The sequence below is a fragment of the Phenylobacterium sp. RIFCSPHIGHO2_01_FULL_69_31 genome (assembly GCF_001824475.1).
Classification (GTDB): domain Bacteria; phylum Pseudomonadota; class Alphaproteobacteria; order Caulobacterales; family Caulobacteraceae; genus Phenylobacterium.
The window spans coordinates 371,204-395,438 of record NZ_MHXN01000014.1 but is presented as its reverse complement, the minus strand read 5'-3'; the positions used below and the strand labels follow the sequence as shown (position 1 = coordinate 395,438).

The following is a 24,235-nucleotide window of genomic DNA, read 5'->3' as shown; positions in this document are numbered from 1 at the left end:
TAGGCCGGTGGGCATGTCCGACTTCAACACTGCCCCGCTGCCCGAGCGGATGCTGATGGCGCCCCACGCCGACGCGCTGGGGCTCTCGCTGGTCTCCGTCGAGAAGGGTCGCGGCGTGATGTCCGCCCCGTGGCGCGAGGAGTTGGTGGGCGACCCTGAGACCGGGGTGATCGCCTCGGGCGTGGTCACGGCGCTGATCGACCACACCTGCGGCCTGGCGATCAATTCGGCCATGGGCGAGCTCACGCCCATCGCCACACTGGACCTGCGGATCGACTACCTGCGGCCCGCCGCGCCGCGGACGGGCGTCACCGCCGAGGCGCACGCCTACCGCCTGACCCGCACGGTCGGCTTCGTGCGCGCCGAGGCCTGGGATGTGGAGCGCGGCGACCTGGTGGCGACGGCCCAGGCGGCGTTCATGCTCAACACCCGCGCCCAGCCGCTGAAGGGCTGAGCCGATGGAGGACACCGCGATCCAGAGCCTCGACGCCTTCCTGCAGAAGGTGCCCTACGTCCGCTTCCTCGGCATGCGGGTGGAGCTGGCGGGCGACGAGATGACCGCCGTGCTGCCGTTCCAGCGGACGCTGATCGGCAACCCGATCCTGCCGGCCCTGCACGGCGGGGCGCTGGGGGCCTTCATGGAGCTGACCGCCCTGGCGCAGCTGTCGCTCGCCCAGCCCGGCCAGCGGGTGCCCAAGACCATCGACATCACCATCGAGTACCTGCGCTCGGGGCGGGCCCAGGACACCTACGCCCGGGCCATCCTGCGCAAGGTCGGCCGCCGGGTGGCCAATGTGCAGGTCGAGGCCTGGCAGGACAGCCGGGCCCAGCCGATCGCCGGGCTGACGGGGCACTTCCTGATGCGGAACGAAGAGCCCTAAGGCGCCGCCGCCCGCTCCTTGGCGATCTGGGCCAGGGCGGCCTGGGCCTTGGCCTCGGCGGCGGCGTCCTTGCGGTTGCGGGCCTCGATGAGCTGGCCGGTGGCCTCCATCTCGCGCACCGGGATCAGGTGGCTGTCGTCGGCGACGACGAAGGGCTTGGTCTGGATCTTTTCCAGGATCGCGCGCTGGCGGGCGGCCTCGGGCGTGTCGCCGACGCCATAGCTGAAGATGAAGTCGCCGAGCTTCTTGCGCAGCGCCGGGTCCAGGTCCTTCCGCCAGACCAGCGGATCCTCCGGAATGCGCGGCGAGCGCCAGACGATCTCGACGTTCTTCAGCGTGTTGCGCGCCACGTCGGTGTCCAACAGTTTCAGCCGGTCCATGGAGGCGGTGTTGTTGGTGGCCGCGTCCAGCAGGCCGCCCGAGACCGAGAACAGATTGGTCTCGTGGTTGGCCGAACGGACGGTCTTGAAGCAGTTGGACGGGTCGAGGTTGCGCGGCGCGAACAGGTAGGTCATCGGCGCCAGGGTGCCTGAGGTGGACTTGGGGTCGCCCATGCCGAAGTTGAGCGTCCGGTCGCACTTCAGGATGCGGTCGAGGGTGAGACCCGAGCCGGCCTTGATGATGATCACCGCCTCGTAGCCGTCGATGCCGCTGGGGTTCACCGAGCGGGCGAAGACCTCGCCATTGGCGCGGCGCACGGCCTCCAAGCCCGACTGGTTGGTGAACCAGCCGAGGTCGGTCTGCCTGAACCGCATGGCCTCGATCAGGGCCGTGTAGTTCGAGCCGTAGAACGCCTTCACGGGCCGCCCCACCGCCTTGGACATGTCGGCGAGGAAGGGCGCCCAATCGGCCTCGGCGCTGGTCTGGCTCTCGGCCGACAGGATCGAGAAGACGATCTCCTTGCGCTCGGCCGCGGGCTGGGACTGGCCGCAGCCAGCCAGGACGGCGGCACCAGCGAGGGCGAGGATCAGTCTGCGGTTCATTTCGCCTCCACCGGCGGCAGCTTCATCGCCACCACCTCGCGTTTCGCGCGGCTGATCCCGAAGAGCACCCGGTCCGCGCTGCGGTCGAAGGCGATGGCCTGGCCCTCGACCGCAACCGGGATGGTGGCCACGTGCTTCAGCACCGAGCCGATCCGCGGCAGCTCCAGGACATAGACCTCCGGCAGGTCGTGGCCGGTGACGTACAGGCGGCCGTCCGCGCCCCAGGCCCCGCCGGAGGCGCTCTTCGGCTTGAACCGGGCCAGGACGCTGTCGGGGAAGGTCCAGACACCGGTCACCTTCCACTTGTCGTCATAGCGCAAGAGGGTGGTGAAGCGGTGGTCGCGGCCGGCCTGGCCGCCGCGGCCGTCGTAGTTGGCGAAACAGGCCCACCACCCGTCGGCCCGCCGGTCGACCCAGGTCAGGGAGCCCGGCTGCGGCGCGATGGCGATGGATCGCAGGTGGGTCATGGCCGCCGGGTCGAACACCTCCACCGAGCCCTGCATCGGCAGGCTGGGATAGTTCGAGCTGGCGCAGACCAGCTCCGGACCCATGACGGCGCAGGAGTTCAGGTGGGGGAAGGTCGCCGGATCGCCCGCCCAGGCGGCCACCTTCTGGCCGGTGGCGCGGTCGTACTTCGCGATGGTGGAGTTATCGACGGCGTAGATGAAGGCTGGGTCCACCGCCACGCCCTGGTTCGCCTCGGGCGCGGGCAGGCGCGATAGCGTCTCGGCCGGGCTGAGCGCCAGGACGGCGGCGGCCAGGAACTCAAGCATTGTTCAACCCCGCCCTGCCGTCCTCGACCACGAATTTCGCCAGGTCGCGGACGGGCGATTTGGGCGCCAGCGCATTCTCAACGCCGCGGAAGGTGACCGCGCATTCTCGGGCGGTGATGTCCACCAGGCCGTAGCCGCGGGTGTCTCCGTCGCCGAACCTGATCTGGGGGTTGATGGTCATCATGCCCTGGACGATCTCGCGTGAGCGGCCGAGCGAGCTAATCGAGCCGCCGACGAACTCGCTGGCGATCGGCTTGCCGCCCGGCTCCAGCGACAGGTCGGCGGCGAAGAACGTGTGGACGTCGCCGCCCAACACGACCGGGTTCGACACCTTGTGGTCCCGCCAGCCTTCCAGGATGCGGCGGCGGGTCTGGGCGTAGCCGTCCCAGCCATCGTTGCTGACCCGACCGTCAGGTGTGATCACCTCGTTCATCAGGGTCTGCTGCCCTAGCAGGTTCCAGAGGGCGGGCGTGTCGCGCAGCTGGCCGGACAGCCAGGCCTCCTGCCGCTCGCCCAGCAGCGACCGCTTCGGATCGCTGCGCTCGGGGCATGCGGCGGGGATCAGCTTGCCATTCGACTGGCCGTCGCAGCTACGGGGCGCCCGGAACTGGCGGTCGTCGAGGATCGCGAGCCGCGCCAGCCGCCCCCAGTCCACCGCCCGATAGAGACGCATGTCCGGGCCCACCGGCTTAACAGCCCGGCGCAGCGGCATGTTCTCGTAGTAGGCCTGGTAGGCGGCGGCCCGCCGCTGCAGGAACAGGGCGGCCGGCGGATTGGTGCGGTCCTGGTCGCCGCCGTAGTCGTTGGCGACCTCGTGGTCGTCCCACATGACTACCCAGGGCGCGGCCGCGTGGGCCGCCTGCAGGTCGGCGTCGGCCTTGTACCAGGCGTAGCGCTGGCGGTAGCTGGCGAGGTCGCGGGCCTCCACGGGCGGATGGTACCTCACGGCCTCCTTGGCCGCCGCCTTCTCGTAGATGTAGTCGCCCAGGAAGAGCACCAGATCCGGGTCTTCGTCGGCCAGATGCGCGTGCGCGGCGTAGAAGCCGGACTCGTATTTCTGGCAGGAGCCGTAGGCGATCCGCAGCCTGTCGACCCGGGCGTCGCGCTCAGGCGCCGTGCGGGTGCGGCCCACCGGGCTGGCGTGGCCGCCCGCGGTGAAGCGGTAGAAGTAGCGGCGGTCGGGCCTGAGGCCCGCGACCTCGACGTGGACCGAATGGCCGGCCTCGGCCACGGCCAGGGCCCGGCCGCGCCGCACCACCTTGCGCAGGCCCTCGTCCTCGGCGATCTCCCAGTCCACGCGGACCGGCGCGGCCCCCATTCCGCCGTCCATCGCCTGGGGATCGACGACCAGGCGCGTCCAGAGCACGACCCCGTCCGGCTCGGGCTCCCCCGAGGCGATCCCGACGCGGAACGGATAGTCGGCCAGCCGGGTCTGCGCGACGGCAGGTGTCCACGCCGCCGGCGACAGCGCCGCGCCGGCCAGGGCGGCGGCCTGGACGAGCAGGCGGCGACGGGTCGAGCCGTCTACCACCGCGCAGAGAGCCCCACGTAGTACGTGCGCTTGTAGCGCTCGTAGTTGGTGAGCCAGTCCTCGCGGCCCGCCTGGTACTCGCGCAGTTTCTCGTCGGTCAGGTTCTGCAGGTCCACGAACACCTCGATACGGTCGGTCACCGCATAGCTTACCTTGGCGTTCAGTCGGCGGTAGTCGTCATCGAAGGTGTCGGCGTCGGTGTTGCTGCCGATGGACTGCGGGGCCTTGCCCGTGTGGTGGTACGACAGCGCCGCCTCGATCCGACCCTTCTGGTAGAAGAGCTGGGCGCCCCAGAGCAGGTCGGACTGGCCGAGGAACGGCAGCTCGCCCCGGCCCGGAACGGTCAGTTCGGAGTCGGTGAAGGTGACGTTGCCCGACACCCCGAAGCCGCTCCAGAGCCCCGGCAGGAAGGTGAACTGCTGCTGGTACTGCAGCTCCACCCCACGGATCTCACCGTCCTCGGCGTTGCGCGGCTGGGTGTAGGCCAAACGGGTGAAGGTGCGGCCATCCAGCGTCACGCCGGTCTGGGTTTCGCGGAAGCTGAAGATCGGGTCCTCGATCCGTTTCAGGAACGCGCCCGCCGAGACGAGGCCGCCCGGGGCGAAGTACCATTCCACCGACAGGTCGAAGTTCTCGGACCGGAACGGCTTCAGGTCCACGTTGCCTTCGGAAAGATCGCCGTCCAGCGTGCCGTCCGGATTGGTCACGACGGTCAGCAGGCCGCCCGGACGCAGCTGCGGATACTGGGGCCGGCCGATGGTGTGGGTGTAGGCGGCGCGGGCCACCACGTCCTCGCGCGGCTCCCAGCGCAGGTGCAGGTTCGGCAGGAAGTCGCTGTACTCGCCCGACCGGGTCACCGGCTTGACCACACCGCCCGTGAGCAGGAACCCGCGGACGTCCGTCTCGGTCCGCTCCACACGCCAGCCGGCGAGGAGGCTCACCGCGCCGAAGTCGATATTGGCCATGGCGTAGCCAGCCAGCACGCGTTCGGTCAGGCTGTAGTCGCTCAGCGTGTCGTTGGAGAGGCTGGTCGAATTGTTCCGCACCATCCGGGGCCCGCCGAGGTTCGCCGCCGTGAAAGCCTTGATGGCCTCCTCGTCGATGACGAACTGGCTGACATAGGTCGCCTCGCCCAGGGACACGTCCATGTTCGGCCCCTGGAGACCGAAGTCGGCCAGGGTGAAGCGGTTGGCCGTGGTTCCGCGCTCGTAGATGTCGGTGCGGCCGTCGAACTTCTTGTCGGTCTCGCGGATCTTCGCGCCGATCTTGAAGAAGCTGTCCTCGCCGATGTCGATGTCGCGGCGCAGGTCGAAGCGGGCGGCCTTGTTGGTCTCCTCGCCGGTCTCGTCCTGGACGGTGTACTGCCGGAAGCCCAGGTCGCTCGCCGCCAGATTCCGGGGCGTGGCGGTGTACAGCAGGGGCTGCATGTCGAAGTCGACGGTGGCCGCGCCGCCCCGGAACAGCCACAGCTCGTTGGGCTCGATCAGCTCGTTGAAGCCCCACGAGACGTCGTAATCGATCCGCCAGGGCCCCCGCTCGTGCTCGGCCCCGAGCTGGAAGCTGGAGATCGACTTTTCCTTGTACTCGGTGCGGAGGTCCTGGCGGGCCTCGACGTTGCGGGCGACCCCGCCGGTCCCGGCGCTGTTCAGCGTGACGTTCGCGAGGTTGGAGGCGAAGTCGAGGCGGAAGCGCTGGCGGTACTCGTCCTCGGTGAAGCGCGACCACAGCCCGCGGAAATAGAACCGGCTGTCGTCGGAGGGCTTGTACTCCACCGTCCCGCTGACGCCGATGCGTTCGCGGTCGAGGGTGTAGTTCGTGTACTTCAGATTGATCGGCAAGCCGCCCCGCGCCACGCCGGGCACGGTGCGCCAGTCGTCCGGAAACAGGCCGTCAGACCGGTACTTGCGCTGGGAATAGCTGACGCCCAGCAACGCGCCCCAGTTCCCGATCACGCCGCCGAGCGTGAGGTCGCCCTGCACCGGGTACTTCTCGTTGAACTCCTGGTAGCCGACCTGGGCCCGGAGCTGGGCGATCCGATCCTGCCGCAGGTCGAACGGCGACTGGGTTACGAGGTTGATCGTGCCGCCGATGCCTTGGGCGTCACGGTCCGCCGTCACGGCCTTCAGCACCTCGAGCCGGCCGAGGAGCTGGCCGCTGATTACGTCCAGCGGAAGCGCCCGGCTGTCGCCGTCGGGATTGCCGACCTCGACACCGTTCAGCGTCACATTGTTCAGCGCCGAGGGGGTGCCGCGGATCGAGACATACCGGCCCTCCCCCTGGTCGTAGGCCACGCCGATGGCCGGCAGGCGTTCCAGGTTCTCGGCCACGTTCTTGTCCGCGAGCCGGCCGATGTCGTCGGCAGAGATGGCGTCCACGACGCCCAGGGCCTCGCGCTTCGTCTCGATGGCGCGCTGCTGCGACAGCCGCTGGCCGGTGACGACCAGTTCGTCCACCTGCTGCGCCGCGGCGGGACCCGCCGCCAGAACCGAGGCCAGCGCCAGGCCGCTTACCGAAGTCGTGAACCGTCGCATCCCATACCCCCCGTTCGACCAGACCCGGCGCGGCTTAGGGACCTCGCGTGTCAGACGCGTCACGCCCGCGCGATGATCGCGTGACAGCCCGCCGACCGATTGGGCTTGAGCCGGACCGCCAGGGGCGTTAGGCCGCCGCCATGTCGCAAGGCCCGAACCTCCGAGGACTTTCCCACAAGGCGCGCGAGGCCAAGAGCTGGCCGTTCGAACAGGCGCGCCTGCTGCTGGACCGCATCACGCGCCTGCGCCTGTCCGACGCGGAGCGCGACCTGGCCGCCGCCCTGTTCGCCCAGGGCAAGTTCGCCGAGGCGGTGCAGACCCTGCCCGCCCTGGCCAAGCCGGTGGTGTTCCAGTGCGGCTATGGCGCGTCCGGGCTGCCCCACCTCGGGACCTTCGGAGAGGCCACCCGGCCGACCATCGTGCGCAACGCCTTCCGGGCCCTGACCGAGGATGCGATCCCGACGCAGCTGATCGTCTTCTCCGACGACATGGACGGCCTGCGGAAGATCCCGGACAACGTGCCGAACAAGGCGATGCTGGAAGAGGACCGCGACAAGCCGGTGACCTCGGTCCGCGACCCGTTCGGCGAATACGAAAGCTTCGGCGCCCACAACAACGCCCGGCTGCGCGCGTTCCTGGACGGCTTCGGCTTCGAATACACCTTCATGTCGTCGACCGAGACCTACAAGTCGGGCCGGTTCGACGAGGTGCTGCTGCGCATCCTGGCCCGCTTCGACGCCATCCAGGCGATCATGCTGCCGACATTGGGCGAGGAACGACGGGCCACCTATTCCCCCTTCCTGCCGATCAGCCCGAAGACCGGCCGCGTGCTGCAGGCGCCGACCGTGGCCCGCGACGTGGAGAAGGGCACGATCACCTTCCCGGACGAGGACGGCGAGCTGACCGAGGTCCCGGTCACCGGCGGCCATGTGAAGCTGCAGTGGCGCCCCGACTGGGCCGCCCGCTGGACGGCGCTGGGCGTGGACTTCGAGGCCTCAGGCAAGGACCTGGTGGACTCGGTGCGCGTCTCGAACCGCATCGTGAAGGCCCTGGGCGCCGAGCCGCCCGAGGCGTTCCACTACGAGCTCTTCATGGACGAGAACAACACGAAGATCTCGAAGTCCAAGGGCAACGGCCTGACTATCGAGGAATGGCTGCGCTACGGCGCGCCCGAGAGCCTCACCTACTACATGTACCAGTCGCCCAAGTCGGCGAAGCGGCTCTTCTTCGACGTCATCCCCAAGGCGACGGACGAGTATCTGCAACAGCTCGACGCCCTGATCCGCAAGAAGGCGGAGGGGGACAATGCGGCCCAGCTCGACAACCCGGCCTGGCACGTCCATCACGGGGATCCGCCGGAAAAGGGCTCGCCGGTCAGCTTCTCGCTGCTGCTGAACCTGGTGTCCGCGGCGGACGCGTCGACCAAGGATCTGCTGTGGGCGTTCATCGCCCGCTACCTGCCGGGCGCCACGCCCCAGAGCGAGCCGCTGCTGGACCGCCTCGCGGGCTATGCGATCAACTACTACGAGGACTTCGTGAAGCCCTCGAAGCAGTTCCGGGCGCCGAGCGAACAGGAGCGCGGAGCCATGGAGGCCCTGGTCGCCAAGCTGAAGGCCCTGCCGCCGGGCGCCGACGCCGAGGCGATCCAAAACGAGGTGTTCGAGGTCGGCAAGGCGGCCGGATTCGAGCCGCTGCGCGCTTGGTTCTCCGCCCTCTACGAGGTGCTGCTGGGCCAGAGCCAGGGCCCGCGCTTCGGCTCCTTCGTGGCGATCTTCGGGGTCGACCGCACGGTGGACCTGATCGAGCGGGCGTTGGCCGGAGAGCTCACAAGCGCCTAGGACGCGTGCGGCGGCGTGTCGCGCCCCGGGTTAAGGCTTCGTCTTGGGCCGCGGCCCAAAATCCCCGGAAGTGACCGGGGGTGTACGCGTGACCGACGATCGTGAGTTCCAACGCCTGCAGAGCCTGCTGGACTACGGGGTGCTGGACACCGCTCCTGAGGGCGCTTTCGACCGGCTGACCAGCCTGGCGGCCCAGCTGTTCGACGCCCCGATGGCCCTGGTGAGCCTGATCGACGCCGATCGCCAGTGGTTCAAATCCAAACTGGGCCTGGACGACGACGAGACGGCGCGGGAACACGCTTTCTGCGCCCACGCTATCCAGATGGAGGCGCACGCGGTCATGGTCGTGGAAGACGCAAAGACCGACGCGCGATTCATCGACAACCCCTTCGTCACCGACGATCCGCACGTCCGCTTCTACGCCGGCGCGGTGCTGACAAGCCCGGAAGGCCATAACCTGGGGACCCTTTGCGTCATCGACGACAAGCCCCGCGAGCGTCCGAGCGAGACCGAATTGGCCCGCTTGAAGACATTGGCGGGTATCGTCGTCGATGAACTGGAACTGCGCCGCGCCCGACGGATCGCCGACCAGAAGCGCCGCAAGCTCGAACTGGCCGAGCACATGTCTGGCGTGGGGCACTGGCGGCTCCAGATCGACACGGGGGCGGTGACGTGGTCGGACGAGCTGTACCGTATCCACGGCGTGACCCGCGAAAGCTTCAATCCGGCGCTGGACGATGCGTTGGCGTTCTTCTCGCTGGACGACCAGGCCGCAATCTCCCAGCTCATCGTCGAGGCGATCGCGACGAGCCAGGGCTATGAGTTCGAGACCCAGATCCGGCGGCGCGACGGCGTTGTCCGCGACGTCGCCTGCAAGGCCGCTTGCGAGTCGGACGACAGAGACAAGGTCGTCGGCCTCATCGGCGTTTTCCAGGACATCACCGAGCGCAAGGCCCAGGAGCGCGCCCTCGCGGCCAGCGAGGCCCAGTATCGCCTGATCGCCGACAACGTGTCGGATCTGATCATGCAGTACGACTTGCGGGGGCGGATCACCTATGTCTCGCCCTCGGTGGTCGCGGTCACTGGCTACACCGCCCAGGATCTGTTGCACCGCCCGGCGCTGGACTTCGTGAACCCCGCAGACCGCAGCGAGGTCGAAATTGCCGTTGCCCGGCAGTTCGTCCAAGCGAGCAAGACATCCCCGAGCCCCGTCGAGTACCGCGGAATGCGTAAGGACGGCCGGGAGATCTGGCTGGAAGCGACACCGTCGGTATCCCGGGATCCGGTGACCGGCGCGATCTGCGGCGTAACCGATGTCATCCGAGATGTCACCGCCCGCAAGGCCATGGAGCAGGAGCTTCGCGACGCGCGCGCCGAGGCCGAGGCCGCCACCGCGGTGAAGTCCGAGTTTCTGGCGAACATGAGCCACGAACTCCGCACGCCCCTGACCAGCATTGTCGGCTTTACCCGGCTGGTGGAGGCCCAACCCGAACTGTCGGGGGTCAGTCGCGGCTTCGTGGAGCGGATCAGCTACGCGAGCCAGGCCCTGCTCTCGACCGTCAACGACGTGCTGGACTTCTCGAAGCTCGAGGCTGGACAGGTCACCATCGAGCCCCAGGCCGTCGACGTCGCCAAGCTGTGCCGGAACGCCCTGGACCTCTTCGCACCACAGGCTGGCGCGAAGGATCTTGCCCTCGCCTTCGAGAACTCGGCCCCGGAGGGTCTGGTCGTATCGCTGGATCCTGACCGCACGCGGCAGGTTCTGCTCAACCTGCTAGGCAATGCGGTCAAGTTCAGCGCCAGCGGCGGCGTCACACTCCGCCTTGCCCATGAGGGCGAGCGTCTGCGCATCGAGGTTCTCGACACCGGGCCAGGCCTGACGCCCGAGCAACAAGTCCGGCTGTTCCAGCGCTTCGCGGACGTCGACGGCTCGCTCAGCCGCAAGAACGGCGGCACGGGCCTCGGCCTCTCGATCTGCAAGGGGTTGATCGAGGCCATGGGCGGCGAGATCGGCGCCGCCTCGCGACGCGGCAAGGGCAGTCGCTTCTGGTTCGAGGTCCCGGCCGAGGCGGTCGAGCTACAGCTCGCGATGGCCATCGACGCCCGCCTCGGCCCTGGAGACGCGGCCGGTAGCGGCGCGCAGGTCCTGGTCGTCGACGACCATTCCGCGAACCGCGAGCTGGTCCGCCTGTTCCTGTCGGGCGTGGGGGTCGAGGTCACCGCTGTCGAGAGCGGCCGCTCGGCCATCGATGCGGCCGGCGCTGGAACATTCGACGCCATCCTGATGGATCTCAACATGCCTGGCATGGACGGCGTCACCGCCTGCCGGAGCATCCGTGAAGGCAACGGGCCCAACGCCACGACGCCGATCCTGGCCTTCACCGCGTCGGCCGAACACGAGATCGACCTGCCCGCCCTCACGGCAGCCGGCTTCGACGGGGTCGTCACCAAGCCGGTGGACCCCGGCGCCCTGATCGCGGCCGTGGCGCGCGCCACGGCGCTGGCCAGGGCCGCCGACGCCGAGACCTACCGCCGCGCCGGCTAGTCCTCGTCGCTGCCGATCGGCATGCCGGGCGGCGCTTCCGGCCGCCGCTTGGGCTGGGCCAGGACCCGGGCCAGTTCGTCCTTGTCGGTGAGCAGCGCCGCCAGGGTCAGGCGGTGGGCCCGGTCGGATGGCTCGGGGCCGGGCCCCGCCTTCAGCTTCACGGCGAGGTCGGCCAATCGCTGCGAAATCTCGGCCTTGGCTGCGGGGGAGACATCCGGCCGCCGCGAGGCGGCGGCCAACTCCAGCGCGGTGCGGCTCTGAATGCGGCGGGCGACCTCGGCCAGCCGGCCGGACGCCGGGGCGAAGGCCTGGGCCAGCAGACGGTCGACCACCTCGCCGACCCCGGGCTGGGCGGCGTCACGCCGATGCTGTTCGGTCAGCCGGGCCAGGCGGTCGGGCGCCAAGAGAGCGTCCAGCACCATGCCGGCCCCCACGTCGGCGGCGTTGAGGGCGTCGAACACCGGGCCGCCCGCGCCATCGAACACCTCGATCTGGTACTGGCGGTCGGTGTCTCCTGACTGGCCGGACGAGAGGTAGGGGATCAGCGCCTCGGGCGTGTCCAGGGCCTGGGGCGTCATGGCGGCGAGCAGGCCGGCCAGCGCCGCACGCTGCCGGGCCGCGGGGACCACCTCGGCCTTGGCCGACGGATCGCCCCGGACCGCGTAGCTGAAGTCGACCCCGCCCACGAGCTTGGCCGCCGCCTCGAGCTGGTAGCGGTGCAGCAGGTAGATGGGGACGTACTTGCGCTTCAGCGCCTGGGCCGGCTCGCCCGGGCGCAGGGCGTGGGGCCCGAACCGGTCGATCGCCACCCGCCGGACGGCCATGACGCGGGCCAGTTCGGCCACCGGCTCGTCGCCGTCGTCCCAGATCGCCGCATGGGGCTGGCCCGTGCCCACCGCCCGGGCGTCCTGGTCGGTGATGTAGCGCAGGGTCTGGGCCGCGCGGGCGGCTTTCGCGGCCAGGTCGCCGTCGCCGTACAGCCAGTCGACGGTGAAGGCGTCCCACTTGCCGACGCCCACGCCGTAGGCGTCGCTGAGGTCGATCTTCCCGTCCGTCAGTTTCACGCGCGGGGCGGGGTAGTCCATGACCGAGGCCCGGCCCTGGGTCGAAGCGGCGAAGTTGTGCGCAAAGCCCAGGGAATGGCCCACCTCGTGCGCCGAAAGCTGGCGGATGCGGGCCAGCGAGACCTGGATCGGATCGTTCGGCCCGCCCTTGCCGCTCTCGTCGGCTCCCACCAGGCCCTCGAAGATCAGCATGTCCTGGCGCACCCGCAGCGAGCCCAGCAGCACCGAGCCCTTCACGATCTCGCCGGTGCGCGGGTCGGTCACCGCCTGACCATAGGACCAGCCGCGGGTGGCGCGATTGACCCAGTTGATGACGCTGTAGCGCACGTCGAGGGGATCGGCGCCTTCCGGCATGATCTCGACGCGGTAGGCGTCCTTGAACCCGGCGGCCTCGAAGGCCTTGGCCCACCACTGGGCGCCTTCCTGCAGCGCCGTGCGGATCGGCTCGGGGGCGGCGCGATCGACATAGAAGACGATCGGCTTCTTGACGGTGGACACCGCGGCGGCGGGGTCGGTCTTCTCCAGGCGGAACCGCCGGGCGAGGCGCTGGACGATGTCCTGGTCGAGGGGAGCGGCGTAGTCCAGCACCAGGCCGTCGAAGGCGCCTGAGCGTGGGTCGAAGGCGCGCGGCTGATAGCCGGGCTCCGGCAGCTTCACCAGGCTATGGCGGACGGCCAGGGTGATCAGTTTCGGATCGGGCGCGATGTTGCGCGTCTCCGGGCCGGGGGTGTCGGAGGCGTAGGTCTGCAGCGCCTCGAACTCCACGTTCTCTGGGAAGACCTTCACCGCCGAGGTGTCGACCACCGAGAGGTCGCCGACCGGCTTGTAGCCGGCCTCGCCGGCCTGCTTCAGGGCGTCGGCGATGCCGATCACGTCCCGCGTCAGGAATGATGACAGATCGACCAGCAGACGCCCGTCCGGGAGAGTCGCCTCGACCTTGCCGGCCCAGACCACCGAGGTGGCGAAGGCCTCGCGGGCCGCGGCCTGTTCGGCGACGGGCGCGCCGGCGGCGCGGAAGCGGGTGTTCTCGAACTCGGCCAGCACCTTGCCGCCAACCTTGCGGAAAGCCAGCACCTGGGTATCGCCCAGGCGCGCACGGTCCAGGCCGACCGGCGCCGAGCCCAGCCCGGTCTTGAGCGCCGAGACGTAGAGGTAGCGGCCCGCGATCCCGTCGGCGTCGGGCTTCGGCAACGCCACCAGCACCCGCCCCTTGGCGGCGTCGGCGTAGACTAAGACCAACCCTTCCTGGCGCGCGAGCCCCGCGACGGGGTCCGTGGCGTCGCTCCTGGCCTTCGCGGCCGCCGGGCCGGCCAGCGCCAACAAGACGGCGCATCCCGCGCCGGCCAACCATACTCGCTTCACGGCAACCCCCACGACGAACAGGCGGCGAAGCTAGCCACACGGCGCGCCGGCGCCCAGGGGCTGTACGCCAACAGGCCGCCGCATTTCGCGCGATGCTCCGTCCGCGCCGGGAGGCCTCGTTTCACCGCAGCGTGAACGTCAGGCTCCCTTGACGTAAACGGAAAGCGAGGGCACCGTATTATCAACGATAACCTAAGGGAGGACGTCATCATGCCAACGGACCTGCGCCGTCCGGCCCGGACCTACACGATCCGGCAGCTGTGCCTTGAGTTCAAATGCACGCCCCGCGCCCTGCGCTTCTACGAGGACAAGGGCCTGCTCAATCCCGCCCGCGACGGGATGAACCGGGTCTATTCCTACCGCGACCGGGGCCGGCTGGTGCTGATCCTGCGCGGCAAGCGCGTGGGCCTGTCGCTCAGCGAGATCGGCGAGATCCTTGACCTCTACGAGGCGGACGACTCGGGCGCCCAGCAGGCGGCGAAGAGCCTGAAGAAGTTCCGCGAGCGCATCGTGGCGCTGGAGCAGCAGAAGCAGGACATCGACGCGGCCATCGACCAGCTCCGCGGCGGGATCACCGCCATGGAGAAGCGTCTGGCCAATACGCGCCCCGACCTGCTGCCCCGCGCCGCCGACTACGACCAGATGCTGCGCCGCCAGCTGGACGGCGCCGAGGCCTGAGCGCGCTCGGATGATGGCCGGGCGCGAGCCCGGCCATGACGGCTCGGGGGGAGCATGGTATCGGCGGGAAAACCTGCCGCCATTTCCTCTCGAGGTTTGCCCTCCATGACCTACCAGGCCCCTGTCCGGGACTACGCCTTCCTGTTGCGCGACGTGCTGCAGCTGGACCGCTACGCCAACCTGCCCGCCTTCGCCGACGCGTCGATGGACACCATCGACGCGATCCTGGACGAGGCCGGCAAGTTCACCTCGGAGGTCCTGGCGCCCCTGAACGGTGTAGGCGACAAGCAGGGCTGCGTCTGGAGCCCGGATTTCACGGTCAAGACGCCCGACGGGTTCAAGGACGCCTACGCCAAGCTGGTGGAGGGCGGCTGGCCGGCCCTGGGCTCGGACCCGGCCTATGGCGGCCAGGGGCTGCCGCACGTGGTCAACGTGGCTTTCTCCGAGATGAGCTCCTCGGCGAACATGGCCTTCTCGATGTACCCAGGCCTGACGCACGGCGCCTATTCGGCGATCCACGTGGGCGGGACGCAGGAGCAGAAGGACCTCTACCTGCCCAAGCTGGCCTCGTTCCAATGGGCCGGCACCATGAACCTGACCGAGCCGCACTGCGGCACGGACCTGGGGTTGCTGCGCACCAAGGCGGTTCCGCAGGGCGACGGTAGGTACAAGATCACGGGCCAGAAGATCTGGATCTCGGGTGGCGAGCAGGACCTGACCGAGAACATCGTCCACCTGGTGCTGGCCCGGATCGAGGGGGCGCCGCAGGGCACCCGGGGCATCAGCCTGTTCATCGTGCCGAAGTTCCTGCCGGACGCGGACGGCAATCCCGGCGAACGCAATTCGGTGAAATGCCTGGGCCTGGAAGAGAAGATGGGCATCCACGGCAACGCCACTTGTGTGATCAGCCACGAGGAGGCGACCGGCTGGCTCATTGGTGAAGAAAACCGCGGCCTGAACCTGATGTTCGTGATGATGAACGAGGCCCGGCTGGGCGTCGGCCTGCAGGGGATCGCCCAGGCCGAGGCCGCCTATCAGGCCGCCGCCGCCTTCGCCAAGGACCGGCTGCAGGGGCGCTCGCTCACCGGCCCGAAGAACGCCGACGGCCCGGCCGACCCGATCATCGTCCACCCCGACGTCCGCCGGATGCTGATGGACGCCAAGGCCATCGTCGAGGGCGGCCGCGCCTTCATGGCCTGGACCGCGCTGCACGGCGACCTCAGCCACGCCAGCCCGGACGAGGCGGTCCAGCAGAAGGGCCGCGACTACATGGCCCTGCTGACCCCGGTGGTGAAGGCGTTCCTGACCGATCGCGGCTTCAACGTCTGCTCGGACGCCATGCAGGTGCACGGGGGCTCGGGCTTCACCGAGCACTTCCCGGCCAGCCAGTACCTGCGCGACGTGCGTATCGCCCTGATCTACGAGGGCACCAACGGGGTCCAGGCGCTGGACCTGGTGGGCCGCAAGCTGGCGGCCGACGGCGGGCGCGGGGTGATGAGCTTCTTCGCCGAGCTGGACGCCTTCATCGCCGAGAACGAGAAGGACGAGGGCCTCAAGCCCTTCACCGCCGGTCTCGCCAAGGCCAAGGCGGAGCTGCAGGAGGCCACCATGTGGCTGATGCAGAACGGCCTGGCCAACCCCGACAACGCCGGCGCCGCCTCGACGGACTACCTGCAGCTCTTCGGCCTGACCGCGCTGGCCTACATGTGGAGCCTGCAGGCCAAGGCGGCCCTGGCCCGCATCGCCGGCGGCGACAAGGACCCCTTCTACGAGACCAAGCTGGTGGTCGGCCGCTACTACGTGGAACGGCTGTTGCCGGAGACGTCCAGCCGGCTTGCGAAGCTGAAGACCGGCTCCGATCTCATGATGAAGCTTCCTGCCGAAGCGTTCTGAGAAGGGGGATACCGTGGCGGCCTATCGCGCGACGATCGACTGGGTCCTGGCCGAGGGCGAGGACTTCCTGACCGGCCGCTACAGCCGCGGGCACCTGGTGGACTTCGCCGAGCATCGTATGCCGGCGACCTCCTCGCCGCACGTGGTGGGCAAGTGGGCGGTGAAGGGGGCGGTGGACCCGGAGGAGATGCTGGTCGCCTCGCTTTCCTCCTGCCACATGCTGACCTTCCTCCACATGGCCCGGCTGGAGGGCTTCACCGTCACCCGCTACCGCGACGCGGCCGAGGGCGTGATGGAGAAGAACGCGGCTGGCGTGTCCTGGGTCAGCAAGGTCACCCTCAGGCCCGAGATCGCGTACGCCGGCAAACGCCCCACGGAGGCGGAGGCCGAACACCTCCACCACCGCGCCCACGAGGAATGCTTCATCGCCAATTCGGTGAAGACCGAGGTGGTGGTGGAAGAGGTCGCGCCGGCTTAGGCCAGCAGGGCGGCGAGCCGGGCGTCCAGCGTGGCTGCGTCCTTCAGCTCGCACTCCCAGATCGTTTCGACGCGCCAGCCCAGCGCCGCCAGGGCCTCGCGGCCCCTTTCGTCGCGGGCGACGTTGCGGCCGACCTTGGCGACCCAGTACTCGCGGTTCCGCTTGGGCACCCGCGAACCGCGGGCGCAGTCGTGGCCGTGCCAGAAGCAGCCGTGGACGAAGATGGCCAGCCGGCGGCCCGGCAGGACGATGTCGGGGTTGCCCGGCAGGTCCTTGCGGTGGAGGCGGTAGCGGGCGCCGAGCTTGGTCAGCGCCCGGCGCACCGCCATCTCGGGGGCGGTGTTCCGCCCCTTCACCCGCCGCATGACCGCCGAGCGCTTCTCGGGGCCGTAGACGTCGGTGGCGCCGCTCAAAGTCCGTCGAACAGGGCGGTGGAGATGTAGCGTTCGGCGAAGCTGGGGATGATGGCGACGACCAGCTTGCCGGCCATCTCGTCGCGGCTGGCCAGGTCGAAGGCGGCGGTCAGCGCCGCGCCCGACGAGATGCCCACCGGGATGCCCTCTTCCTTGGCGACCCGCCGCGCCATGGCGAAGCTGTCCTCGTTGGTCACCTGGATGATCTCGTCGATGACGCCGCGGTCCAGAATCGAGGGGACGAAGCCGGCGCCGATGCCCTGGATCTTGTGCGGAGCCGGCGCGCCGCCGGACAGCACCGGCGAGGCGGCCGGCTCGACGGCCACCATCTTCAGCGACGGCTTGCGCGCCTTCAGCACCTGGCCGACGCCGGTGATCGTGCCACCGGTGCCCACGCCCGAGATCACCGCGTCCACGCGGCCCTCGGTGTCGTTCCAGATTTCCTCGGCGGTCGAGACCCGGTGGATCAACGGGTTGGCGGCATTGTCGAACTGCTGCGGCATCACCGCGCCGGGCGTCGCCTCGACGATCTCCCGGGCCCGGGCCACGGCGCCGGCCATCCCCTTCTCGGGCGGGGTCAGCTCCAGGGTGGCGCCCAGGATCAGCAGCATCTTGCGCCGCTCGATCGACATGCTCTCGGGCATGACCAGGGTGATCTTGTAACCCTTGGCTGCCGCCACGAAGGCCAGCGCGATGCCGGTGTTGCCCGAGGTGGGCTCCACGATCCGGCCGCCCGGCTTCAGGTTGCCCGTCGCCTCCAGCCATTCGACCATGGAGACGCCGATGCGGTCCTTGACCGACGCCAGCGGGTTGAAGAACTCGAGCTTGGCCACGACCTCGCCCTTGGGCTTGAGGGCGGCGGTCAGGTGCGGCAGCCGCACCAGCGGCGTGTCGCCGATCAGGTCCAGCACGGAGTCGTAGATCCGGCCCCGGCCCGAGCGCTTGTAGCGGGCGGCGGTGTAGGCCTTGTCGGGAGTGGCGTCGTCCATCGTGGACCTCGTGGCTTGAAGTTCGCGCCGAACCCTAAGCCTTCCGATGGGGATTGGAAGCGGCGAGCCGTGGGGCCGCCTATAGATTTACTCGGCCGCCATCACCGCCGCGGGGCGGAGTAAAGGCTCCAGCAGCTCGCCCGCCAGCCAGCGGACGACGGGGACCGCGACCCCGTCCCCGGCCACGTGCAGGGCGCCGGTCGTTGTGCGCGGCAGGACGTAGGCGTCCGGCAGGCCCATGAGGCGCGCCGCCTCGCGCGGGCTGAGGAGGCGCGAGCGGACCCGTCCCCCCTCCACCACTACGATGGACTGGCGCGAGGACCCGCCCCGCGGGGTCCGCAGGCAGCCGGCCAGGCCGTCGAACCGCACCTCGGCGCGCTGGGTCGGGCGGCCATGCTCGATGCGCGTCCTGCGGAAGACCGCGCCCACCGCACGCCCGGTCGCGGCGGCGAGGCGCGCCCGGTGCAGGGGGCCCATGAGGTCGATCAGGCGCGCTGTTTCCTCGGGCGAATGCCAGGGGACGGCGTCGTCGGGCTCCAGGAGCGCCGCCAGGTCGGTATTGCGCGCGGGCGGCGCGGCGAGGCGCCACCAGATCCAGTTGGCGGCGACCTCGGCCGGGAGCGCGGCCTGGGCCGCGCGGACGGCGCGGGTCTGAAAAGGACTGTCGCCCGTCAGGCCGGCGGGCGCCTCCCGAGCCGCGATCACGAAAACCCGCGGCCGGGATTGCGGCAGAAGGCTCGCCGCATCGATCTCCAGCGCCCCGAAGCGATAGCCGCGCGCGCCAAGCGCCGCGCCAAGCGCCGCGAAGTCGGCCCCGCCGTGTGAGGTGAGCAGGCCGACCACGTTTTCGATGACGATGATCCGGGGCGCGCGGCCGGCGTCGTCCAGCGCCTCCATCAGCCGCCAGAAGCCGAAGAACGCCGAGGAACGCCCGCCCGAAAGGCCCGCGCGGGCGCCGGCGAGGCTGAAGTCCTGGCAGGGGCTGGACGCCCAGGCGAGATCGGGGCAGCCGGGCAGGTCGTCCGCCGACAGCTTCCAGACATCGCCCTCGTGGAAGTGGTCCGCCGCGTCGGGGAAGTTGTCGCGATAGGTCGCCGCCTTCACGGCATCGAAGTCGTTGGCGAAGGCGCAGGACCAGCCGGCGCCCAGGCCCAGCCGGGCCATGCCGCCGCCTGCGAAGAACTCAAAGAAGGCGAAAGGCCGCGCCATGCCATGGACGCTAGCGTGATTTGCGCCAAGATCGCGAAGATGAAGACGCTGCCTGCCGCCCTCGCCGCCCTCCTCCTTGCCGCCTGCCAGCCGCAGGACCCGGAGGGCAAACCCGCGCCGCCGCCTGCGGACGCTCCGGCGACCGCCAACCCGGTGGGGACGACGATGGACATCTCCAAGCCCATCACAGCGCGCGGCACCGAGCCGTTCTGGGCGCTCAGCATCGACGGCAAGGCTTTTCGGCTGACCCGGCCGGATCGGCCCGACCTGACGGCCGAGGCGCCCGGGGCGGCCATCTCCGACGGCCGCGCCGTCTGGGTCGCAAAGACGCCGGATGGACGCCAGATGACAGTGACGCTCTATGCCAGCGAGTGCTCGGACGGCATGAGCGACCTCAAATATCCCATGAGCGCCGAGGTGGTGTTGCTGGATGAGGCGCTCCGCGGCTGCGCCGCGAAGACCGCCGAGCTGCCCCGCGAAGGCGGCTAGTCTTCCAGCTCGAGCATCTGGACCTGAGCCACCTGCTGGGCTTCCGCCTGGTGCGGCGCGGGCAGCGCGAAACCGACGGCCACGGCGGCCAGGGCGGCGAGCGCGATGAAGGCTTTGACGGACATGGTCTCCTCATCCGGATTTCTTCCGGGGCGGGCGTAGCAATCCCTCGCCCGAGGTCGGGTTCCCGCTTCGGCGCTTGACCGACCCGGCGTCACGGGGGGCAAGTACCCACAAAACACGGTACGGGAGACGCCCCATGGAGAAGGCCTTCGATCTCGTCGTGAGGGGCGGGACCGTCGTGGACGGGACCGGCGCGCCGCCGATCGAGGCGGACGTCGGGGTCAAGGACGGGCGCATCGCCGCCGTGGGCCGCATCGCCGGCGCAGGGGCCGAGGAAATCGACGCGCGGGGCAAGCTCGTCACCCCCGGCTTCGTCGACATACACACGCATTACGACGGCCAGGCCACCTGGGACCAGCGGATGCAGCCCTCCTCCTGGCACGGCGTGACCACGGTCGTCATGGGCAATTGCGGCGTTGGCTTCGCGCCCTGCCGCGGTGAGGACCACGACCGGCTCATCAGGCTGATGGAAGGCGTGGAGGACATCCCCTTTCCCGTGCTGAGCCAGGGCCTGCCGTGGAACTGGGAGAGCTATCCGGAGTATCTCGACAGCCTGGCGCGCCGGGCCTTCGACGTGGACATCGGCAGCCAGCTTCCGCACGCCGCCCTGCGGGTGTTCGTCATGGGCGAGCGGGGCGCCAACCGCGAGCCAGCGACGGAGGCCGACATCCACGCCATGGCGGCGATCGCCAAGCGCGCCATGGAGGCGGGCGCCATCGGCTTCGCCACTTCGCGCACGCTCAATCACCGCACTTCCGACGGCCAGCCGACCCCCACCCTGACGGCGGGCGAGGACGAGCTGACCGGCATCGCCATGGGCATGGCCGCCGCGGGGCGGGGCGTGCTGCAGGTGGTTTCCGACTTCCAGGACCCTGAAGCGGAATGGGCGATGCTGCGGCGCCTAGTGGAGACCTCGGGCCGGCCGCTGTCGTTCAGCCTGCTGCAGAGCCCCAAGGCGCCGCGCAGCTACCAGTTCCTGCTCGAGCGGTTGCGGGCCGCAAACCTGGACGGCCTGCAGATGCGGGCCCAGGTCGCCAGCCGGCCGGTGGGCATCCTGTTCGGCCTGGAGCTGACGCTGAACCCCTTCAGCCAGCACGCCGTCTATCGCGAGATCGCCGGCCGGCCACTGGCCGAGCGCGTCGCCGCCCTCCGCGACCCGTCGTTCCGCGCCCGCCTGCTCGGCGAGGAGATCGAGGCCCAGCGAAGCTTCGCCGGCAGCCAGCCGCGCAACTGGGCGGGCATGTTCCTCATGGGCGAGGACCCGGACTACGAGCCCACGGCCGACCAGACCGTCGCCGCGATGGCCGAGCGGACCGGACGCGATCCCGCCGAGATCGCCCTGGACCACATGCTGAGCCACGACGGCCGCGGCATGCTGTACCTGCCGTTCCTGAACTACGCCGACGGCAACCTGGACCCGGCCTACGAGATGCTGACGCACCCCGACTGCGTGCCCGGCCTGTCGGACGGTGGGGCCCATGTCGGCATGATCTGCGACGGCAGTTTCCCCACGACCAACCTGGTCCACTGGACCCGCGACCGAACGCGAGGGCCGAAGCTCAGCATCGAACGGATGATCAAGGCCCAATGCCGCGACACCGCCGAGACGGTGGGGCTGTTCGACCGCGGCGTGATCCAGGCGGGCTACCGCGCCGACCTCAACGTCATCGACTACGGGCGGCTGAAGCTGAAGGCGCCCGAGGTGGCGCACGACCTGCCGGCGGGCGGTCGGCGACTGATCCAGAGAGCGGAGGGCTATACGGCCACCATCCTCGCCGGTCAGGTGACCTATCGCGACGGCACGCCCACCGACGCCCTGCCGGGCCGTCTGCTGCGCGGAGGCCAAGCTGCGCCGGTGAGGCTGGCCGCGGAGTAGGGGTCGGGTTCCCGACGCTTCGGATTAGCCGTTCCTTCAACGATCTTAGGCATTAAGGCGAACCTGCCCGGAGTTCGCATGCCCGCCGTTTCCGCCCCCCGCACCCTGCACCGCCTGATCTACGCCAGCCGCCAGCGAGTTCCGGAGGCGGACCTTGACCACGAGGTCTCGCGCATCATCCAGGCGTCGATCCGCAATAATCGCGAGGCCGCCGTGACCGGCCTGCTGCTGATCCACGACGGATGGTTCATCCAGGCGCTGGAAGGGCCGGCCGAGGCGGTGATGACGACCTATGGCCGGATCGTGGACGATCCCCGCCACGATACGGCGAAGGTGCTGTCGGCCGGTCCGGCCGAGCGCCGGGAGTTCGCCGACTGGAACATGTGCGCCCGGCGGATGAGCCCGGGGGACGATGCGATCCTCGACGCCTTGGAGCAGCGGCAGGCGTTCACGCCGGCGACGCTGTCGGACAAGTCCGCGCTGCGCCTGCTGAAGGCGGTGCGGGACATTCAGTCGCGGACCCGGCTGTCGGCCGCCGGATAGCGGGGAAAACCCGGAACGCCGCATGGCGCGGCCCGGCGGTGCGCGGCATATAGGCCCGATGAGTCCCGCCGCCGCCGAAGCCGAGATCGCCCCGCTGGACGCAGCGCGGGACATCCTGCGGCGGACCTTCGGCCACAGCGACTTCCGCGGCCTGCAGGCCGACGTGATCGCCGAGGTGCTGGCGGGCCGAAACGCCCTGGCCGTGCTGCCCACCGGCGGCGGCAAGAGCCTGTGCTACCAGATCCCCAGCCTCGTGCGGCCCGGCCTGGGGCTGGTGGTCTCGCCGCTCATCGCCCTGATGACCGACCAGGTCGCGGCGCTGGTGCAGTCGGGCGTGGCCGCCGCGCGGCTCGATTCCAACATCGAGATGGACGAGCGAGCCGAGACCTGGCGGCGGATCGAGGCCGGCGAGTTGGACCTGCTCTATGTCTCGCCCGAGGGTCTGATGCAGCCCTGGATGCTGGACCGGCTGAGCCGCACGCCGCTCGCCCTGATCGCCATCGACGAGGCGCACTGCGTCAGCCAGTGGGGCCACGACTTCCGGCCCGAGTACCGGATGCTGGGCCGGCTGGCCGACCTGTTTCCCACCGTGCCGCGCCTGGCCGTCACTGCGACCGCGGACGCCCGAACCCGCGACGACATCCGCGCCGAACTGCGGCTGGAGGGGTCGGCCGAGTTCGTGGCCAGCTTCGCCCGGCCCGAGCTGATCCTCTCGGCCGAGCGCAAGCGGGGCAACGTCGAGAAGAAGGTGGTCGAGCTGGTCACCGCCCGGCCCGGCCGGTCTGGTGTGGTCTATGCCGGATCGCGGGACAAGACGGAGAGCCTGGCCCAGGCGCTGCGGGACGCCGGCGTGCCGGCCCTGGCCTATCACGCCGGCCTCGACAAGCGGATCCGGGCGCAGCGGCTGGAGGAGTTCCTGGAGGCCGACGCCGCGGTGATGGTGGCGACGATCGCGTTCGGCATGGGGGTGGACAAGCCCGACGTCCGCTTCGTGATCCACGCCGACCCGCCGGCCGCCATCGAGGCCTACTGGCAGGAGGTCGGCCGCGCCGGGCGCGATGGCGACCCGGCGGAGGGCATCACCCTCTATGGCGCGGCGGACCTGTCCTGGGCGCTGCGCCGCATCGGCGAGCGGGACGTGGACGAGGCCGTCAAGCAGGCCCAGGTGCGCAAGGTGCGCCAGCTCTACGCCATGCTGGACGGCTCCGGGTGCCGGGCCGCCGCCGTGCGCCGCTATTTCGGCGAGGAGGGGGTCGAGCCCTGCGGCCAGTGCGACCTTTGCCTTGGGACCGTGGAGACCACCGACGCCACCGAGGCGGCGCAGAAGGCCCTTTCGGCCGCCCACCGGCTGCAGGGGCGCTATGGCCGCGGCCGGCTGGTCGATCACCTGCTAGGCAAGACCAAGGACGTGAGCGACTGGGAGGCCGGGCTTTCCACCTGGGGCATCGGCCAAGAACTGTCGGCGACCCAGTGGCGGGACCTTACCGAACAACTGCTGTTCGAGGGCCTGCTGCGCGAGGACCCCAACGACGGCCGGCCTCTGGTGGGCCTGGGCGACGCCGAGGCCGTCCGCGCCGTGTTCCGCGGGGAACAGCGGGTAGCGATGCGCAAGCAACCGGAGGGGCCCGAGGCGCGCGCCGCCACCCGCGGCCGCCGGAAGGGGCGCGAGGCCACCGTGGTCGGCGCCGGCGATCAGGCGCTGTTCGAGGCCCTGCGTGCCTGGCGGGCCTCCGAGGCCAAGGCCCAGCACGTGCCGCCCTACGTCATCTTCCACGACCGCACGCTGGCGGAGATCGCCGCCGCCAAACCCGGCTCCCGCGCCGCCCTCGCCCGCCTCAACGGCGTCGGCGAGGCCAAGCTCGCGCACTACGGCGAGGCGGTGCTGGAGGTGGTGGGCGGGTTTGCCTGAATTGAACATTCCTCCCCCGCCGGGGGAGGTGGCTCGGCGCTGAGCGCCGGGACGGAGGGGGTCCGCCACGATGTGGACAGACCCCCTCACCCGCTTTGCGGGAGCTCCCCCGGAGGGGGAGCAACTT

At 70.1% G+C, this 24,235-nt stretch carries 20 protein-coding genes; 11 read left to right on the top strand and 9 right to left on the bottom strand.

The window, feature by feature from the left end; all coding sequences use genetic code 11:
• Positions 1-13: 13 nt before the first annotated feature.
• Positions 14-454: a PaaI family thioesterase gene (locus A2790_RS11185; protein WP_293391287.1), complete on the top strand. Its 441-nt coding sequence runs from the start codon at positions 14-16 to the stop codon at positions 452-454.
• Positions 455-458: 4 nt separating this feature from the next.
• A complete protein-coding gene (locus A2790_RS11180; protein WP_293391285.1) occupies positions 459-881 on the top strand; it encodes a PaaI family thioesterase in 423 nt (140 codons plus the stop codon).
• Here A2790_RS11180 and phnD read toward each other — a convergent pair.
• The 4 genes from phnD to A2790_RS11160 are packed head-to-tail and all read right to left on the bottom strand — an operon-like array spanning position 878 to position 6,699.
• Complete coding sequence (gene phnD / locus A2790_RS11175) at positions 878-1,864, bottom strand: phosphate/phosphite/phosphonate ABC transporter substrate-binding protein (RefSeq protein WP_293391283.1); 987 nt, start codon at positions 1,862-1,864, stop codon at positions 878-880. The two genes, A2790_RS11180 and phnD, sit on opposite strands and share 4 nt — an antisense overlap.
• Positions 1,861-2,637 carry a hypothetical protein gene (locus A2790_RS11170; protein ID WP_293391280.1) on the bottom strand — a complete coding sequence of 259 codons (777 nt, stop codon included), beginning with the start codon at positions 2,635-2,637 and terminating at the stop codon, positions 1,861-1,863. The genes phnD and A2790_RS11170 overlap by 4 nt, the downstream gene beginning before the upstream one ends.
• On the bottom strand, positions 2,630-4,168 hold the full coding sequence (locus A2790_RS11165) for an alkaline phosphatase D family protein (protein WP_293391277.1): 1,539 nt from the start codon (positions 4,166-4,168) through the stop codon (positions 2,630-2,632). The genes A2790_RS11170 and A2790_RS11165 overlap by 8 nt, the downstream gene beginning before the upstream one ends.
• Positions 4,162-6,699 (bottom strand): TonB-dependent receptor, encoded by a 2,538-nt coding sequence (locus A2790_RS11160; RefSeq protein ID WP_293391274.1) that lies wholly within the window; start codon positions 6,697-6,699, stop codon positions 4,162-4,164. Before A2790_RS11160 ends, A2790_RS11165 begins: the two co-directional genes overlap by 7 nt.
• 140 nt (positions 6,700-6,839) lie before the next feature.
• Here A2790_RS11160 and A2790_RS11155 point away from each other — a divergent pair, with 140 nt between their 5' ends.
• A complete protein-coding gene (locus A2790_RS11155; RefSeq protein ID WP_293391271.1) occupies positions 6,840-8,537 on the top strand; it encodes a lysine--tRNA ligase in 1,698 nt (565 codons plus the stop codon).
• An 88-nt stretch (positions 8,538-8,625) separates the two neighbouring features.
• On the top strand, positions 8,626-11,082 hold the full coding sequence (locus A2790_RS11150) for a PAS domain S-box protein (protein WP_293391267.1): 2,457 nt from the start codon (positions 8,626-8,628) through the stop codon (positions 11,080-11,082).
• On the opposite strand, the gene A2790_RS11145 is transcribed toward A2790_RS11150, so the two are convergent.
• Complete coding sequence (locus tag A2790_RS11145; protein WP_293391264.1) at positions 11,079-13,469, bottom strand: zinc-dependent metalloprotease; 2,391 nt, start codon at positions 13,467-13,469, stop codon at positions 11,079-11,081. The two genes, A2790_RS11150 and A2790_RS11145, sit on opposite strands and share 4 nt — an antisense overlap.
• A gap of 249 nt (positions 13,470-13,718) precedes the next feature.
• On the opposite strand from A2790_RS11145, the gene A2790_RS11140 reads away from it, so the two are divergent.
• From A2790_RS11140 to A2790_RS11130, 3 genes are all read left to right on the top strand, one after another.
• Positions 13,719-14,186: a MerR family DNA-binding transcriptional regulator gene (locus A2790_RS11140; protein WP_293391261.1), complete on the top strand. Its 468-nt coding sequence runs from the start codon at positions 13,719-13,721 to the stop codon at positions 14,184-14,186.
• A gap of 105 nt (positions 14,187-14,291) precedes the next feature.
• Positions 14,292-16,079 carry an acyl-CoA dehydrogenase C-terminal domain-containing protein gene (locus tag A2790_RS11135; RefSeq protein WP_293391259.1) on the top strand — a complete coding sequence of 596 codons (1,788 nt, stop codon included), beginning with the start codon at positions 14,292-14,294 and terminating at the stop codon, positions 16,077-16,079.
• A 13-nt stretch (positions 16,080-16,092) separates the two neighbouring features.
• A complete protein-coding gene (locus A2790_RS11130; RefSeq protein ID WP_293391257.1) occupies positions 16,093-16,557 on the top strand; it encodes an OsmC family protein in 465 nt (154 codons plus the stop codon).
• Here the strand turns inward: A2790_RS11130 and vsr are convergent.
• The 3 genes from vsr to A2790_RS11115 all read right to left on the bottom strand — a co-directional run bounded on the left by vsr (position 16,554) and on the right by A2790_RS11115 (position 19,168).
• Complete coding sequence (vsr, locus tag A2790_RS11125) at positions 16,554-16,970, bottom strand: DNA mismatch endonuclease Vsr (protein ID WP_293391254.1); 417 nt, start codon at positions 16,968-16,970, stop codon at positions 16,554-16,556. The genes A2790_RS11130 and vsr overlap by 4 nt on opposite strands.
• On the bottom strand, positions 16,967-17,959 hold the full coding sequence (gene cysK / locus A2790_RS11120) for a cysteine synthase A (RefSeq protein ID WP_293391252.1): 993 nt from the start codon (positions 17,957-17,959) through the stop codon (positions 16,967-16,969). The genes vsr and cysK overlap by 4 nt, the downstream gene beginning before the upstream one ends.
• 87 nt (positions 17,960-18,046) lie before the next feature.
• Entirely contained in the window at positions 18,047-19,168 is a 1,122-nt protein-coding gene (locus A2790_RS11115; RefSeq protein ID WP_293391249.1) for a DNA cytosine methyltransferase, read from the bottom strand.
• 39 nt (positions 19,169-19,207) lie between these two features.
• On the opposite strand from A2790_RS11115, the gene A2790_RS11110 reads away from it, so the two are divergent.
• Entirely contained in the window at positions 19,208-19,657 is a 450-nt protein-coding gene (locus tag A2790_RS11110; protein WP_293391246.1) for a hypothetical protein, read from the top strand.
• On the opposite strand, the gene A2790_RS11105 is transcribed toward A2790_RS11110, so the two are convergent.
• Positions 19,654-19,782 carry a hypothetical protein gene (locus A2790_RS11105; RefSeq protein WP_293391243.1) on the bottom strand — a complete coding sequence of 43 codons (129 nt, stop codon included), beginning with the start codon at positions 19,780-19,782 and terminating at the stop codon, positions 19,654-19,656. The genes A2790_RS11110 and A2790_RS11105 overlap by 4 nt on opposite strands.
• A gap of 134 nt (positions 19,783-19,916) precedes the next feature.
• Here A2790_RS11105 and A2790_RS11100 point away from each other — a divergent pair, with 134 nt between their 5' ends.
• The 3 genes from A2790_RS11100 to recQ all read left to right on the top strand — a co-directional run bounded on the left by A2790_RS11100 (position 19,917) and on the right by recQ (position 24,108).
• Positions 19,917-21,656 carry an amidohydrolase family protein gene (locus tag A2790_RS11100; RefSeq protein ID WP_293391240.1) on the top strand — a complete coding sequence of 580 codons (1,740 nt, stop codon included), beginning with the start codon at positions 19,917-19,919 and terminating at the stop codon, positions 21,654-21,656.
• 78 nt (positions 21,657-21,734) lie between these two features.
• A complete protein-coding gene (locus tag A2790_RS11095) occupies positions 21,735-22,199 on the top strand; it encodes a BLUF domain-containing protein (RefSeq protein WP_293391237.1) in 465 nt (154 codons plus the stop codon).
• A gap of 58 nt (positions 22,200-22,257) precedes the next feature.
• On the top strand, positions 22,258-24,108 hold the full coding sequence (recQ, locus tag A2790_RS11090; protein ID WP_293391235.1) for a DNA helicase RecQ: 1,851 nt from the start codon (positions 22,258-22,260) through the stop codon (positions 24,106-24,108).
• Positions 24,109-24,235: the final 127 nt, after the last annotated feature.